Annotated in this window: 14 protein-coding genes; 6 read left to right on the plus strand and 8 right to left on the minus strand. The window is 44.2% G+C overall.

What is annotated here, in order from left to right; genetic code table 11:
* Both G7092_RS30055 and G7092_RS30060 read left to right on the plus strand, forming a co-directional pair.
* Positions 1-1,270 (plus strand): PIG-L family deacetylase (locus G7092_RS30055; RefSeq protein WP_166096104.1); only part of this gene is annotated, 1,270 nt, incomplete at its 5' end.
* 157 nt (positions 1,271-1,427) lie between these two features.
* Positions 1,428-3,383: a PAS domain-containing sensor histidine kinase gene (locus tag G7092_RS30060; protein ID WP_166096106.1), complete on the plus strand. Its 1,956-nt coding sequence runs from the start codon at positions 1,428-1,430 to the stop codon at positions 3,381-3,383.
* Between the two features lie 88 nt (positions 3,384-3,471).
* Here the strand turns inward: G7092_RS30060 and ftcD are convergent, their stop codons facing one another.
* The 5 genes from ftcD to G7092_RS30085 all read right to left on the minus strand — a co-directional run bounded on the left by ftcD (position 3,472) and on the right by G7092_RS30085 (position 10,352).
* Complete coding sequence (gene ftcD / locus G7092_RS30065) at positions 3,472-5,130, minus strand: glutamate formimidoyltransferase (protein ID WP_166096109.1); 1,659 nt, start codon at positions 5,128-5,130, stop codon at positions 3,472-3,474.
* A 178-nt stretch (positions 5,131-5,308) separates the two neighbouring features.
* Positions 5,309-6,526: an imidazolonepropionase gene (gene hutI, locus G7092_RS30070; RefSeq protein WP_166096112.1), complete on the minus strand. Its 1,218-nt coding sequence runs from the start codon at positions 6,524-6,526 to the stop codon at positions 5,309-5,311.
* A gap of 113 nt (positions 6,527-6,639) precedes the next feature.
* The gene (gene hutU / locus G7092_RS30075; RefSeq protein ID WP_166096114.1) at positions 6,640-8,313 is read right to left on the minus strand and encodes a urocanate hydratase; all 1,674 of its coding nucleotides are present in this window, start codon (positions 8,311-8,313) and stop codon (positions 6,640-6,642) included.
* The gene (hutH, locus tag G7092_RS30080) at positions 8,291-9,850 is read right to left on the minus strand and encodes a histidine ammonia-lyase (RefSeq protein ID WP_166096117.1); all 1,560 of its coding nucleotides are present in this window, start codon (positions 9,848-9,850) and stop codon (positions 8,291-8,293) included. Before hutH ends, hutU begins: the two co-directional genes overlap by 23 nt.
* Positions 9,843-10,352, minus strand: a complete 510-nt coding sequence (locus G7092_RS30085) for a MarR family winged helix-turn-helix transcriptional regulator (RefSeq protein WP_166096119.1) — start codon at positions 10,350-10,352, stop codon at positions 9,843-9,845. The genes hutH and G7092_RS30085 overlap by 8 nt, the downstream gene beginning before the upstream one ends.
* Before the next feature lie 296 nt (positions 10,353-10,648).
* Here G7092_RS30085 and G7092_RS30090 point away from each other — a divergent pair, with 296 nt between their 5' ends.
* Positions 10,649-12,523, plus strand: a complete 1,875-nt coding sequence (locus G7092_RS30090) for a patatin-like phospholipase family protein (RefSeq protein WP_166096122.1) — start codon at positions 10,649-10,651, stop codon at positions 12,521-12,523.
* Positions 12,524-12,528: 5 nt separating this feature from the next.
* Here G7092_RS30090 and G7092_RS30095 read toward each other — a convergent pair whose 3' ends face one another.
* Positions 12,529-13,041 (minus strand): YdeI/OmpD-associated family protein, encoded by a 513-nt coding sequence (locus tag G7092_RS30095; protein ID WP_166096124.1) that lies wholly within the window; start codon positions 13,039-13,041, stop codon positions 12,529-12,531.
* 173 nt (positions 13,042-13,214) lie between these two features.
* Between G7092_RS30095 and G7092_RS30100 the strand changes: the two genes are divergently transcribed.
* The 3 genes from G7092_RS30100 to G7092_RS30110 all read left to right on the plus strand — a co-directional run bounded on the left by G7092_RS30100 (position 13,215) and on the right by G7092_RS30110 (position 14,762).
* Positions 13,215-13,643, plus strand: a complete 429-nt coding sequence (locus G7092_RS30100) for a nuclear transport factor 2 family protein (protein ID WP_166096125.1) — start codon at positions 13,215-13,217, stop codon at positions 13,641-13,643.
* A gap of 118 nt (positions 13,644-13,761) precedes the next feature.
* Complete coding sequence (locus G7092_RS30105) at positions 13,762-14,190, plus strand: nuclear transport factor 2 family protein (RefSeq protein ID WP_166096128.1); 429 nt, start codon at positions 13,762-13,764, stop codon at positions 14,188-14,190.
* Between the two features lie 143 nt (positions 14,191-14,333).
* Positions 14,334-14,762 carry a nuclear transport factor 2 family protein gene (locus G7092_RS30110; RefSeq protein ID WP_166096130.1) on the plus strand — a complete coding sequence of 143 codons (429 nt, stop codon included), beginning with the start codon at positions 14,334-14,336 and terminating at the stop codon, positions 14,760-14,762.
* A 56-nt stretch (positions 14,763-14,818) separates the two neighbouring features.
* Here the strand turns inward: G7092_RS30110 and G7092_RS30115 are convergent, their stop codons facing one another.
* Together G7092_RS30115 and G7092_RS30120 are read right to left on the minus strand one after the other, a co-directional pair.
* A complete protein-coding gene (locus G7092_RS30115) occupies positions 14,819-15,013 on the minus strand; it encodes an SGNH/GDSL hydrolase family protein (RefSeq protein ID WP_166096132.1) in 195 nt (64 codons plus the stop codon).
* Positions 15,014-15,058: 45 nt separating this feature from the next.
* Positions 15,059-15,478 (minus strand): SGNH/GDSL hydrolase family protein, encoded by a 420-nt coding sequence (locus G7092_RS30120; RefSeq protein WP_166096135.1) that lies wholly within the window; start codon positions 15,476-15,478, stop codon positions 15,059-15,061.
* Positions 15,479-15,529: the final 51 nt, after the last annotated feature.

Raw genomic sequence — 15,529 nt, forward strand, 5'->3', positions numbered from 1 at the left:
GAGCAAGAAAAAAGCTCCCATCATTAAAAAAGCAGTGGAAGGCGAAATGTCTGGCGAGGTGCCGGCTACCTACCTGCAATTGTCTGATCATGTAGAGTTTGTACTCGATGAGGCTGCTGCTTCCGAACTTACCCGTTTTGATACCCCATGGTTAGTAAAAGATTGTTCATGGGAGGATAATATACTGAAGAAAAAAGCCGTGATCTGGCTGGCCGATACCATTGGTAAACCGGTATTAAAGCTGACCGAGGAGGATTATAACAATCATGGTATGGCACAGCTGGCCGTAGAACAAGGACCGGTGTACAACATCAACATTGATATTTTTAACCAGATACAGCATACTATTACCGGATGGCCGGGTGGCAAGCCCGATGCGGATGATTCGCAGCGTCCGGAGCGTGCTTTGCCTGCAAAAAAACGTTCTATTATTTTTTCTCCGCATCCTGATGATGATGTGATCTCCATGGGGGGTACTTTTATCCGTTTGGTGGATCAGGGGCATGATGTGCATGTGGCTTATCAAACTTCGGGTAATACTGCCGTTTGGGATGATGATGTGTTACGGTACATGGAGTTTGCCATTGATTTTACCAACTCTATTGGTGAAGACAGTGGTCACCTGCACAAATTATACGAAGAGATGCGGGCTTTCTTTCCCCAGAAGCAGCCCAACCAGATTGATACCCGCGAGATCCGCAATGTAAAAGGTTTTATCCGTAAAACAGAAGCTATCTCGGGTGCCCGTTACGCGGGTTTACCGGATGATCATATCCATTTTATGGCTTTGCCTTTTTACGAAACCGGCAAGACCAAGAAAAATGCGGTGGGTGAAGAAGATATCCTGTTAACCATCGAACTGTTACAAAAAGTAAAACCACAGCAGATCTTTGCTGCCGGTGATTTTGCCGATCCGAATGGTACGCACCTGGTGTGTTTCAACATTATCCTGGCGGCTTTGGCCCGTCTGAAAGGTAAAGAAGCCTGGGTAGATGATTGCTGGTTGTGGATGTACCGCGGTGCATGGCATGAGTTTGAAACCTATGAAATTGAAATGGCTGTGCCGCTTTCACCGCAGGAGGTGATCCGCAAGCGCAACGCCATCTTTAAACATCAGTCGCAAAAGGACCGTCCGGTGTTCCCGGGTGATGATGCCCGTGAGTTCTGGGTAAGGGCTGAAGACCGTACCCGTGATACCGCTCAGCGTTATGACCGTCTAGGTCTCGCTGAATATGAAGCTATGGAGGCGTTTGTTAGATATCGCTTTTAATAGCTTTAAACAAAATATTTTTTCCAAAAAGAGCGACGGGTACAACCTGTCGCTCTTTTTATTTTGAACAATATTTAAAATCAATAATATACTGGTAAATCCTAAAACCTTTTAAAAAAAAGTGGGTTATCCTATCTCAAGTTTTTATCACAAAAATATGAGTTCCCCGGCGCAGTCATTAAGTAATCAACAATTATTGGACGTTTTGTCTCTGTATCAAAATGGCATTGCCATACATGTATCGGAACAAAGCATTATACAGTATGCTAATGATGCCATGATTTCTATTTGGGGTAAAACTAAAAATGTTATCGGTAAATCATTGGAAGAAGCGCTACCTGAATTAAAAGGTCAGCCTTTTATTGATATGTTTAAACAGGTATGGAATGAGGGTATTACCATTTCGGGCAAAGACACTCCCGCCGATCTTGAAATAAATGGTGAGCTAAAAACCTTCTATTTTGATTTTGAATACCGGGCTATCAAAGATGAGCATGGTAAAACATACTGTATATTACATACAGCCACAGATGTGACGTCGCGGTATTTAAGTCAGCAGCGTGAACAAAACATGGCCGAAGAGCTATCGGCCATTAACGAAGAGCTTTCCGCATCCAACGAAGAATTAATTGCCAGTAATGAGGAGCTGATCAGATCGCAGGAACAACAGCAAATTCTTTACAATGAGCTGGTTGAAAGCAATAGCCGTTTCAGAAGCCTGGTAAAACAGGCCCCGGTTGGTATATGCATTATCAGAGCCGACGACCTGATGATACTGGAAGTAAACGATGCTTACCTGGAACTTGTAGGGAAAAAACGTAATGAAATAGAAAACCTCACCATCTGGAATGCTGTACCTGAGGCAGCTGATCAATACGCTCCTATAATGAAAACAGTTATTGACTCCGGCGTACCTTTTTTTGCTAAAGAGCACGAACTTTTATTGATACGGCACGGTGTGCCCGAGGTTGTGTTTGTTGATTTTGTTTATGAACCCATCAAAGGTCATGATGATATCGTTAATGCGATTATGGTTTTAGCCATTGAGGTTACCGAAAAAGTGAAGGCCCGGCTCAATATTGAGGAAATAGAAGAGCGCGGCAGACTTGCGGTTGAAGCCGCCGAAATTGGCACCTTCGACCTTAACCTGAACACAAAGGCTATGGTAACATCAGACAGGTTCAATATCATATTTGGTTTTGATCACCCGGTTTCATGGGAAACATTTGCGTCTGTTATTCACCCGAAAGATCAGGAAGCACGTTTATTAGCGCATGCAGAGTCTATTAAAAGCGGCAAACTTTTTTATGAAGCCAGGATCACCCACCCCGATCATTCCATACATTGGATAAGAGTTCAGGGAAAGGTTTTTTATGATATCAATGATCATGCGCAAAGGATATTGGGCACATTGCTTGATATTACCCATGTACAGCGGTTAAACCAGCAAAAAGATGATTTTATCAGTATAGCCAGTCATGAACTTAAAACCCCGATAACCAGCCTCAAAGCCTCTTTACAGCTATTGGAGCGAATGAAAGAGAACCCTTCGCCGGTGCTGCTTACTAAATTGATAGATCAATCAAACAGGAGCATGCAAAAAATAAGTTCGCTTGTGGAAGATCTGCTGAATGTGAGCCGTACCAATGAGTCACAGTTGAAGTTGAACAAGACCCATTTTGTAATCAGCGAATTGTTAAAAAATTGTTGCAACCATATCAGGGTTACCGGTAAATACAATCTGATCATTCGGGGCGATGAGCAGTTACAAATTTATGCCGATGAGCATGCGATAGACCAGGTTATTGTAAACCTGGTTAATAATGCTGTTAAATACGCGCCAGATTCTGTTGATATTGTGATGCTGATTGAACTTACCGAAGGATTTGCAAAAATATCGGTTAAAGATACCGGCCACGGAATACCGGCAGACAAAATACCGCATTTATTCGAAAGGTATTACCAGGCCGAGGTTAAGGGTTTCCAGAACTCGGGACTGGGACTGGGTTTATATATCAGCGCCGAGATCATTAAACGACATGGCGGTAAAATAGGCGTTGAAAGTGAATTAGGTAAAGGCAGCACCTTTTGGTTTACATTGCCATTAAACTAAACCGCTAAAAAAGATACCTTATATGAGGCATGGTACAGCTCATATAAGGTATCTTTTTTTGCAGACAGGGATAACACTGCTTAGTCGTTTACAACCCTATCTTTTCGTTCACCAGTTCTATAATCTCGGCTTCGAGGGCGATCGCCTTTTGCTCAATATCATTACCTTTTGCAATAATATCTGTTACAAAACCTTTATCCTTATAGCCCGAGGCATTGATCTTTACATTCATAAAAGCTCCCAAAACTGCGGTACGGGCGCAAAGGGCCGCCACACCAGCATCGGTTACCGAGTTGGGATTACCAATTTCAGCCATCGCCTTGATCACTTCCATGCTGTTCAGTGCGGCCTGCATCACTTTAAATGGCACCTCAATGGCGTATTTGGTAGCATCCTGTATGGCTTTATCCCTGGCCGCTTTTTCTTCCGGAGTTGATTTTGGTAAACCGAACGATTCCATAATGCGGTTAAACGCGGTAGTATCCAGATCAACCAGGCGAATCAGTTCGTCTTTATAAACCTGCGCTTTTTCGGCCCAGTTACTGAATTCTTCCCAACGATCATCCCAGCCCTTTTTATGGGAACTCAGATTAGCCACCATTCCCGCCAATGACGCGCCCAGCGAACCGACATAAGCCGAGATAGAACCACCACCCGGAGCCGGACTTTCACTGGCTGTTTCATCGGCAAACTCCACCAGGCTCATGCTCACCAGCTTGCTGGCGGCTTTATCTTTCAGCAGGTATTCAATAATACGTTCTTCGGGGATAAAAGGGCCAAGCTCATCCAACCCCATTGATTTGATGGCGATCCTGATCAATTCCTTTTCGCTTACCCCTACCGAACGTTTTTGCTTCCGCAGAAAATATTTGCCGGCATCCAGCATGGCTTTCAATGGGATCAACCCAACCAGTTCGCTGCCGGTAACCCTGATGCCACGTGCATTGGCCTTATCACACACCTCATCAAAGGCTTTGTGAACCGGTGTTACCTCAATATTGGTCAAATTCATCGAGATCTGGGCGATGCCATACTCCTCAATATACCAACCAATGGCTTTAACCGATTTCAACGTACCGGGGATATTTTTTGGATTACCATGTTCATCATTTACCGTACGGCCAGCCTCGCGTACATCAAAGGCAATAGCGTTGGCTCTGCGAGTTGAGGTGGTATTCAAATTTACATTATAAGCCACCAGAAAATCACGCGCACCGATTACGGTAGCGCCACGTTTTACATCATTCTCTGCCGGACCGAAATCTGGTGCCCATTCTGGCAGTTTGATCTTCTTAAAAAAGCCTTCATACTCACCCGCCCTGATTACCGATAAATTGCTGCGGTTTTTATTAGGCTGAGCCTGTTCATACAAATAAACCGGGATTTGCAATTCTTCACCCACACGTTTAGCCAATTGACGGGCATACTCCGCGGTTTCTTCCATGCTGATATTGCTGATGGGGATCAACGGACAAACATCGGTAGCACCCATCCGAGGATGCTCGCCTTTTTGTTTGCTCATATCAATCAGCTCTCCTGCTTTTTTTATAGCGAGGAAAGCCGCCTGGATCACTTTCTCCGGTTCGCCTACAAAAGTTACCACGGTTCGGTTAGTGGCCTTGCCCGGATCAACATTCAACAGGAGCACGCCTTCTACCGATTCCACCTCATTGGTGATCTGTTTGATAATATCAAGGTTTACACCCTCACTAAAATTCGGAACGCATTCAATTAGTTTCTGGCTCATTGGTTTACTTAGTTATTTGTTCATTGGTTGATATCGTTCATTTGTTTTCTTCAAGCTCCCCTCTTGAGAGGGGGCGCGTGGGGTTGTGTAATTGCAGGGGTGTGTTCATGAAGCAGAAAAACACACCCCTCCACCCCTCTCAAGAGGGGAATCGCACGATCCCCTACTTTTTATCTTTTTATATACCTGATAACCATACCTTATCCGGTTTCAATTTCCCCTGGTGATATAATATCTCCCGGTAATCATTGCATGGATAAGCCTGCATATCGGCCAGTTTATTGGGGGCTAAAATACCACGATCATTTAATTTTAATGCCGATGCCGCTCTGAAAGTTAAACCTGCAAATACTTCGGCGGCGCATAATTTTTCTGCAGCGCCCATCACTGCGGCCTGCATCAGCAGATCACCCATGGGAGCCGAGCCCGGGTTCCAGTCGCTGGCAATGGCCAGACATGCGCCGGCATTCAGCAGTCTACGGGCAGGTGCATAAGGCATCCCCAAACCTAAAGATGCACCGGGCAAAGTTACCGCAACCGTATCAGATTTAGCCAGCATATTGATCTCACGATCTGTACTGGCTTCCAAATGATCGGCCGAGGCGGCTCTTGCCTGAATAGCCACCTCGCTGCCGCCCGTAGTAAACTGATCGGCATGAACGGTTACTTCAAAACCCATTTGTTTGGCTTTGGCCAGGTAGTTCAAAGCATCACTAGTATTAAAAGCGCTTTCTTCAATAAATATATCCACCCGGTTTGTCAGGCGCTGTTGTTTAATAACCGGCAGCAGGTTTTGTAAAATATGATGCAGGTATTCGGGATGCGTACCATCAAAATCTTTGGGCAGCATATGCGCTGCCAGACAAGTGGATACTAAACTTGCCCGTGTTTTATCCGCGGCGGCTTTTATAGCTCTTAACTGTTTTAACTCGGCATCAATACTTAAACCGTAACCGCTTTTCACTTCTATCGTAGTAACCCCTTCAGCCAGATGCCGTTGTACCCTACTTAATAGTAAACTGCTCAACGCAATCTCATCTGCTGCACGGGTTTGTGTAACCGAATCCCAGATACCACCACCTGCTTTGGCTATTTCCAGATAGGTTTTACCCGCCGTGCGCAGCGCGTAATCCTTTGCCCGGCTGCCCGCGAAACAGATGTGCGTATGGCAGTCCACAAAGCCTGGTAATAATACATGATCACCGGTAATTTCTTCAATTGGTGTCGATGGATTAGCTGATCTCAATTTCTCAAAATCATCAACAGCCACAATCAGCCCGTCATCAACCAGCACGCCTCCATTTGGAATGATGTGAAGCTGTTCATCCTTCAAGGCGCCCTTTAATGGCAACCCAGTTAATGGTAATATCTGTGTGAACCGACCTATTAGTTTCATAAGCATCAGCCCCCTCTAAATCTCCCCCTAAAGGGTGAGACTTTTAGAAACTTTAATTGATTAATAATTTCATTTTTAAAGCCCTCTCCCTTTAGGGGAGGGTTGGGTGGGGCTTACCATACCTTCAATCCAAACTTATCTGCCCATTCCTGTGCTTTATCATAACCGGCATCAGTATGACGGAAGATACCCATCGCAGGGTCGTTATACAGTACACGTTTGAGGCAGGTAGCGGCACGTTCGGTGCCATCGGCCAAAACAACCATGCCCGCATGTTGCGAATAACCCATACCTACCCCGCCGCCATGGTGGAACGAAATCCAGGTGGCACCGCCTGAGGCATTAGCCATCAGGTTGAGCAGTGGCCAGTCGGATACCGCATCCGATCCATCTTTCATGGCTTCCGTTTCGCGGTTGGGCGATGCTACCGAGCCGCAATCCAAATGGTCGCGACCAATTACGATAGGCCCTTTCACTTTACCTGTTTTCACCAGTTCGTTAAACAGCAATCCGGCCTTTTCCCTGTCGCCCATACCCAGCCAACAAATACGCGCAGGCAGGCCCTGAAAGGAGATCTTTTCCTGCGCATTTTTGAGCCATTTGATGAGTGGTTTATCTTCTGGAAACAATTCCATCAGTGCTCTATCTGTCGTAAAAATATCCTCCGGATCACCAGATAAAGCTACCCATCTGAACGGCCCTTTTCCTTCGCAAAACAACGGCCGGATATAAGCCGGGGTAAATCCCGGGAAATTAAATGCATTGGGTTCGCCGCCCTGTTTGGCAAACTCGCGCAGGTTGTTACCATAATCAAAAGTAACAGCACCTTTGTTTTGTAATTGCAACATCAGGCTCACATGACGGGCCATACTTTTTAATGATAACCGTTTATATTCTACCGCATCAGCTTTGCGTAGTGCGGCAGCTTCTGTTAATGACAACCCATTCGGGATATATCCATTCAATGGATCATGTGCTGATGTTTGGTCAGTTAAAACATCGGGAATAATATTATCTTTCAGCAAGCGCTCCAACAGATCGCCGGCATCGCTTACCAGGCCTACCGAAAGTGTTTCTTTTTTGGCGATAGCTTCCTTTACCCAGGCAATGGCTTCTTTATAAGAATGCGTGATCCTATCGATATATTGTGTATCCACTCTTTTTTGGATACGAGACGCATCCACATCGGCGCCTAAAAAAACCCCACCCGCCATGGTAGCAGCTAAGGGTTGAGCACCGCCCATACCACCTAAACCGGCGCTTACGATTAACTTGCCGGTCAGATCGCCGTTGAAATGCTGGTTGCCGCACTCCACAAAAGTTTCATAAGTGCCTTGTAAAATGCCTTGTGTACCAATGTAGATCCAGCTGCCGGCCGTCATTTGGCCGTACATCATCAAACCTTTGGCACGCAGTTCATTAAAATGCTCCCAGTTGGCCCATGCGGGTACCAGGTTGCTGTTGGCTATCAACACACGCGGCGCTTCGGGATGACTGCGGATAATACCAACCGGCTTACCCGATTGTATTAGTAACGAATGATGTTCATCCAGCTCCAGTAGCAACTCAATAATTTTCCGGAGTGATTCCGGGTTACGAGCTGCCTGGCCGATTCCACCGTAAACCACCAGTTCGTCTGGGTTTTCGGCTACCTGGCCATCCAGGTTATTAAGTAGCATCCGTAATGGCGCTTCCGTTTGCCAGCTTTTGGCGTGCAGCTGCATACCACGCGGTGCTTTGTACACCGGGTGGTTGGCGTAAGTTTTAATAAATTCCGAACTCGTCATGACTGAGATTGATATGGTGATGAATAGCTGTTTCGTTAGCGATTGCCAGCAAAGAGCCGTTAGTGATCAGTTGATGTAAATTATGGATATCGGTTGCAAAAACACGGTCGTCCTGTATGTGGGGTACATGTTGCCTTACCAGATCGTGAATCGCTTCAATAACCGGTGTTGATTTTAAGGGCCGCCTGAAGTCAACCGCCTGTGCTGCATACAACAGTTCAATAGCCTGTATATATTCCAGGTTATCAATTACCTGGTGCAGCTTGCGCCCGCTGATGGAGCCCATAGATACATGATCCTCCTGCCCCAGGGAAGTAGGCACACTATCGGCACTGGCCGGAAAACACAGGGTTTTATTTTCGGTGACCAGCGCCGCAGTGGTGTATTGGGGTATCATTAAGCCAGAGTTTAAACCCGCATCCTGTGTAAGCAGTTTGGGCAGACCGTAACGGCCCTCGCTCATCAAATAGCAGCGACGATCGGCAATATTGCCTAACTCGGCAGCCGCAACGGTGGCATAATCCAATGGTAAAGCCAATGGCTGACCATGGAAATTACCTCCGCTGATGGTATCATCGGCATTAAAAATAACGGGGTTATCGGTTACGGAATTCAACTCTATTTCTGTCAGTTCTTTCAGATGCAGCCAGGCATTGCGCGATGCACCATGAACCTGTGGCATACACCTTAATGAGTATGGATCCTGTACCCTGTCGCAATTTGCATGTGAGGAGTTAATCTCTGATCCGGTTAATAAAGTAAACAACCTGTCGGCTACTACTTTGGTACCTTTAAAGGGACGGATAGCGTGTAACCGTGCGTCAAATGGTCTTGCGGAGCCCATGAGTCCTTCTAATGATAAAGCGCCGATCAGGTCGGCGCGGTTCAGCGCATCATCCAGGCGCTGAACGGCTTTTACAGCAAAGGCTAATATAAATTGTGTACCGTTGATCAATGCCAGGCCTTCTTTGGGGCCTAATACCAGGGGTTGCAGGTTATGTTTTTTTAATAAGTCACCGGCAGGTACGCGCTCGTTATGCTCATACACTTCGCCTAAACCAATCAGCGGTAAGAACAAATGCGATAACGGCGCCAGATCACCGGAAGCTCCTACCGATCCTTTTTCAGGAACTATGGGAATAATATCATGGTCGATATGCCAGATGATGCGATGCAATGTTTCAGGTGCCACACCAGAATAGCCCTGCGCCAATGCCTGTACTTTGGTGATCAGCATCAATTTGGCAATTTCTTTTGGGATGGGTTTACCTACACCCACGCTATGACTTTTCAGGATATTACTTTGCAGCAAACTGGTATCAGCCTCGGATATGCGGGTATCACACAGCGGACCAAAACCTGTATTAATACCATAAACCGGATGCTGGGCGTGTACAATTTTCTCCACCTCGCGCCAGGAAGCACGGATGGCTTTATCGGCTTCGGCATTAATAACACCCTTGGTTTTACCGGCTGCTATATCCAGGCAAATGCCTATAGTTAAATGATCGGTACCATAATTAAATATACTATTCATGGCTGGTTGTTTTTAGATCGGTAATTAATTTCTGGCTGATAACTTCGGCCAGGTTTGTCTGACGAAAGGCAGTTTCCAGTCCGGTTATGGCTGGCAATAGTTGTTTGGCTATCTCATCGCTTTCCACCAGTTCGGTCATCGCGGTGCTGATAGCATCCCACATGGGTAATATCTGTGTTAATAACTCACGACCACTATCGGTAAGTGTTACCAGTTGCCTGCGACCATCATCGGCACAGGTAGCCGAAGTAACCAGCTTACGGTTCTTTAAATTGGTAATAAGCTGACTGGCAGCCGGGTGCGAAACTTCGATCTGTTCGCTCAATTCTTTGATGGATAGGGCCTCATTTTTAGATAGCAAATAAAAAACAGGAAACCAGCTGGCATCAAAATCAATACCCTCATTTTGGTAGGCACGGTTAATTTCGGCCAGAAAAGCTTCGCTCAGGCGACGTAAACGACTGCCTAAAACCAGGTAACCCAGGCTTTGATATAAATTCATTGTGCAATTTATATAAGTGCTTATATAATTGCAAATTTTATTTTAAAAGCCTCCTTTTGGGGAGTAATAGTCATGATCAGATATTTCCTAAACGGCTGTCATGGTGAGCCTCGTCGAAGCATAGTGGGCAAGGCCTCTGCGCTCTACCCTTCGACGGAGCTCAGGGTGACACCCTATATTTTGGAGAAGGTTGGGTGAGGCTTTAATCCGTGATAACACCTCATAATTTGGGTATTTTTACGTATAATGAAATATATTTTATTCCCTAATTTTATCGCTACAAAATCCATTACCTTATGGCAAATACCCTACCCGATACCTTAGCCGAAAACAAACTCGAAGTTGATTATATTAAGCCCTTTGCAAATATAGCGCTGGCATTTTCAGGTGGCGGATTTCGAGCGGCTTCCTTTGCATTGGGGGTACTGTCATACCTGAATAAAGTAACCTTTGATGATGATACCGATGGGCTTTGCAACCAAACACTGTTGCAGCAGGTACGTTACCTCTCATCTGCATCGGGCGGTACCATCACCACAACTTTGTATGCATTGTACAATGCGCAGGGCAAAACCTTTGGGCAATTTTACACTAAATTATCTGCCGGCCTAAACGGCGACGATCTGCTGCGGCAATCATTAGAAATACTGGCCGATAAAAAGCACTGGAAAAAAAGACCGCAAAAAACCCGCAACATTATCAACTCCTTTGCGCTTGCTTACGATCAATATTTGTTTGACGGAGCAACCTTAGAGTCACTTTGCCATGATGCACCATCACCTACAGCCCATTTACAGGAGGTTTGTTTCAACGCTACCGAATTTTACACCGGGCAATCCTTCCGGCAGAATATCAAACTGGTTCCGGATTCTGGTGCCGACGAAAGATTCAAATACGGCAACGAGGTTATTTATGTAGACAGCGTGGTTGCCGGCAAAATAAAACTGGGCGATGTACTGGCTGCGTCATCCTGTTTTCCTGCCGGGTTTGAGCCCATCATTTACCCTAACGACTACACCCATCAGCACCTAAACATCCACGACCTGAAAAACGCGCTATCTCTGATACCACAAACCGGCGACAAGGAAGAAGCTGAATTTATACAACACAAACAATTTGGCCTGATGGATGGCGGCATTACCGATAACCAGGGCCTGCAAAGCATGATGGAAGCCGATGGCAGGCGGCTCGACAAAAAGACCAGCTTCCCTTATTTTGAGCTGATGCTGGTGAATGACGTGGGTAGCCATTATATACACCCTTACGTATTGCCTAAAATAAGCAAAGGTTATGAGCTAAATCTCTGGGGTGTATTTTATATTACTCTTGCCATTTTACTGGCCGCTTTAACCGGGGTTTGGTATGGAATAAGCCATCACAGTACACCGTGGATAATTGCCGGCGCTTTATTTATCCCCATTCCCTTTATATGGGTATCTGGCGTATTATATGTAAGGCAACAATTATTTAGCGTATCAAAAGCATCGGCGGGGATGGACTTAAAACGCAACTTTACCGAACAGATCATTCACATACTGGTGAGCTTTTTTTCCAAAACATCGCTCAGTCTTCTTATACATATGCTCAACACCCGGGCGCAGTCTGTACTAATGCTTAATACCAGCATATTTTTAAAACGCATCAGGCAGTTGCTGTATGATAAGTTTTATGGCAGTACCCAATGGAACAATCGCGGCAAAGGCAATCACGTTTATGATCTTTCCTTTTCCAATGATATTAACCGTAGCCAGGGCAACAGTCAATACATGACGACACCATCATCCCTTAATCCGAGTACCGACATGCAGATAGTGGCACAAACCGCTTATAATATGGGTACCACACTTTGGTTTGATAAAAAATCGGCCGGGCAACAACATACAGAAGCCTGTCTGATAGCATGTGGGCAGTTTACCACCTGCTATAACCTGATTGAGTATATAGACCGGCTGCTGGATAAAAATACCGGTACTCCTTATGACGACAAATACGAAAACCGCCTGCTCAGGCTCAAGGCTCAGATGACTGCAGACTACGAACATTTTAAAACCGATCCGTTTTTCCTGTATAATACTTCGGGAACCGATTATCAGATACCAAGCTTTAAACCTATTAAAATGACAGATATTCCCTTTCCGAAAAATTGGAGGGAGAAAAAGAAAACTACCTAATGTTACTATTCCCTTGCTTTTTTCAAAGCTCTTAACATTTCAGGATAGCCCTGGTGGCGCAGCATGGCCTCGATGGTATTGGCTATGCGATTTGCACGGGTAGTTTCTGTTTTGGCGCTGTTGATCCATTTAATAAAATAGTCGCGGTGGCCTTGTGCCAGGGTAAAAAAGAACTCACTGGCTTCGGGTTCAAAATCAAAACACTCCTGTAAGTCGGCCGGAACTTCAACCTTGTAATCATTATCTGGTTCGAGCTGTACCCGTAACATAGCGCCACTATGTTTGCGTAGGCCTTTACATATTTCCCGTTTCAGGGCCATAATAAAATTGCCTTCGCCCATGGGCATCAAGGCTATACCGGCAATGGGCATCGCATCTAATTTACCTTTTACCCTAAATGATTTTTTATTACCAGGCTTCATTTGTTGTGCCAGATCGGCCGGAATTTCAATATACGTCCAGCCAGTTTTTTCGCCCTGTTCAGCAAATTGCAAAATAATGGTAGTATAATCAATCATAGCAAGGCTTAAGCTAATTTCTATTACCAGGAATCTAAAAAAACCAGTAAAATATTAAATTTATGTTAAATCAACAAAATTTTTAACATATTCTGTAACGTAAGGCATATTGCCGGTGTCTTATGGATATAAAAATTAATTAATAATAATAAACAACCTCAAATAGCAATACAATGAAAACTTTAAAATCAATATTATTAGGCTTAGCTTTATTAGTAATAGCCTCTGCTTCTAAAGCAACCACCTACACAGATGGTGAAAATTTAACTAAAAATTATGCCATCAGTACCTACATTGATGCCATGACCCATGGTAAATTAAAAGGCCTGAGTGAAGTGATTGATCAGGATGCTAAATTCAGCATGTTACGCGGTAAAACCGTTTTGAACTTTAGCAAAGATGAAATGCTTCAATCATTAAATGCCTCTAAAGATACTGAGCAAACCTGCACCACTACTACATCAGTTGTTGAAAGCAACGAAGCTATTGCAGTTATCAAAGTGGATATGCAATATGATGGTTTTACCCGCAGCAATTTTGTAACCGTATCAAACACCGGTAAAGGCTGGAAGATCACCAACGTATACAGCGTTTTTAAATAAGTTTAGTTTTAGTTTAGTGTTAATATGTAAGTAGAGAGCCCCGCCCAGCGGGGCTTTTTATTTTGATTTTATTTTATAATAATCTGAAAATAAGACCGTTATGTAATAAAATTATTAAATGAAAAATTTAAAATCAATCATATTTGCACTTGCTTTACTAATAACCTGCCTAACAGCCAAAGCCGCCTCTGTTACCAATGATGAAGGCCTAACCATGGTTTTCACAATTAACACCTACGTTGATGCCATAACCCATGGTAAATTACGCGGCCTGGACGATGTAATAGATCAAAATGCCAAATTCAGTCAGTTAAGAGGAACGGATGTGCTGAGTTTTACCAAAGATGAAATGCTTCAATCACTAAGCCTCAATAAAGATGTTGAGCAGGAATGTATCACCAGCACTTCTGTTATTCAAAGTAACGTTGAGGTAGCCATTGTAAAAATCGACATGCAATACAAATGGTTTACCCGCAGCAATTTCGTAACCGTTTCCAACACCGGTAAAGGCTGGAAAATCACCAGCGTTTACAGCGCTTTTAAGTAAATTTAATTTGACTATATACATCTGAAGCTCCGCCAAACGGGGCTTTTTATTTTTATTGGCTTTTATTGATTTTATTGTAACGTATTGAAAATTAGTGTTGTCTTATAGATATAATTTAAACATGACCAAACACCAACAACAATATGAAAACCTTAAAATCAGTAGTACTAGCACTTGCATTGCTGATAGCATGCAGTGCCGCAAAAGCCATCCCGTTTGCAGATGGTGATAACCTAACCAAAACCTTTGCCATCAACACTTATGTTGATGCCATGACCCGCGGTAAATTAAAAGGGCTGGACGATGTGGTAGATCAAAACGCCAAATTCAGCCTGCTCAGTGGTAAAAAGATCGTGACCTTTACCCGCGATGAAATATTTCAATCTTTAAAGCTCAACAAAAATGTAGAACAGGATTGCACCACCAGCACCACCATTGTTCAAAGCAATTCTGATATCACCGTGGTAAAGGTTGATATGCAATATGAAAAGTTTGTACGCAGCAATTATGTAACCATTGCCAATACCGGCAAAGGATGGAAGATCACCAACGTTTACAGCGTTTTTAAATAAACTTGGTTTAGTGTAATAGTTCAAGTAGAAAAGAGCCCCGCCCGTCGGGGCCTTTTTTATTTTACCATAGGCCGCAAAACCGATTGCCATTTATCATATCCCCTGGCATTCAAATGCAGGTAATCACTCTTAAATAAGCTGGAATCAGGCCTTGTAGTGCCCGGTTTATAAATTACATCAACCAGATCAACAAAATGACTGTTGGGTTTATTCTTCAGATACTTTTTTATCAATTCATTGGCCTGCGCCACGGTTGTATAATATTTAGCCCGTACCGGACTCGGTTTTATCGACAGCTAATAGATCTCTGCTTTGGGTAATTTCTGGTGCAGCAGAGGCCATAACTTAGCAAATTCATCAGCCACAAACGAGGCCGGTTTATCAGCGGCGATATCATTTTCGCCGGCATAGATAAATATTTTCCGGGGCTGATATGGAAAAAGGATGTATGGTGTAAAGTAATCAACCAGCTGTTCCAATGTTGAACCTCCTACACCTCGTTTAATGATAGGTTTACCCGCAAAGCGCTGTTCCAGATCGGTCCATAAACGGATAGACGAACTCCCTATAAACAATATGCCGCCCGGTTTAGGAAAGCTTAAACTATCCTGGTGCTTAAAAGCCCGGATCTCATTATCAAACGGGAACCCCTGTTGTGCAGATGCTTTACTTATGAAAGCACAGCCAATTAAAAACAAAAATATTTTCAGTTTCATGACGAAGTAAAGTTAAGTCGAAAGCCTCTAGTTATAAGCCTGGCGCCGGAT

The organism is Mucilaginibacter inviolabilis, from assembly GCF_011089895.1.
Lineage (GTDB): Bacteria > Bacteroidota > Bacteroidia > Sphingobacteriales > Sphingobacteriaceae > Mucilaginibacter > Mucilaginibacter inviolabilis.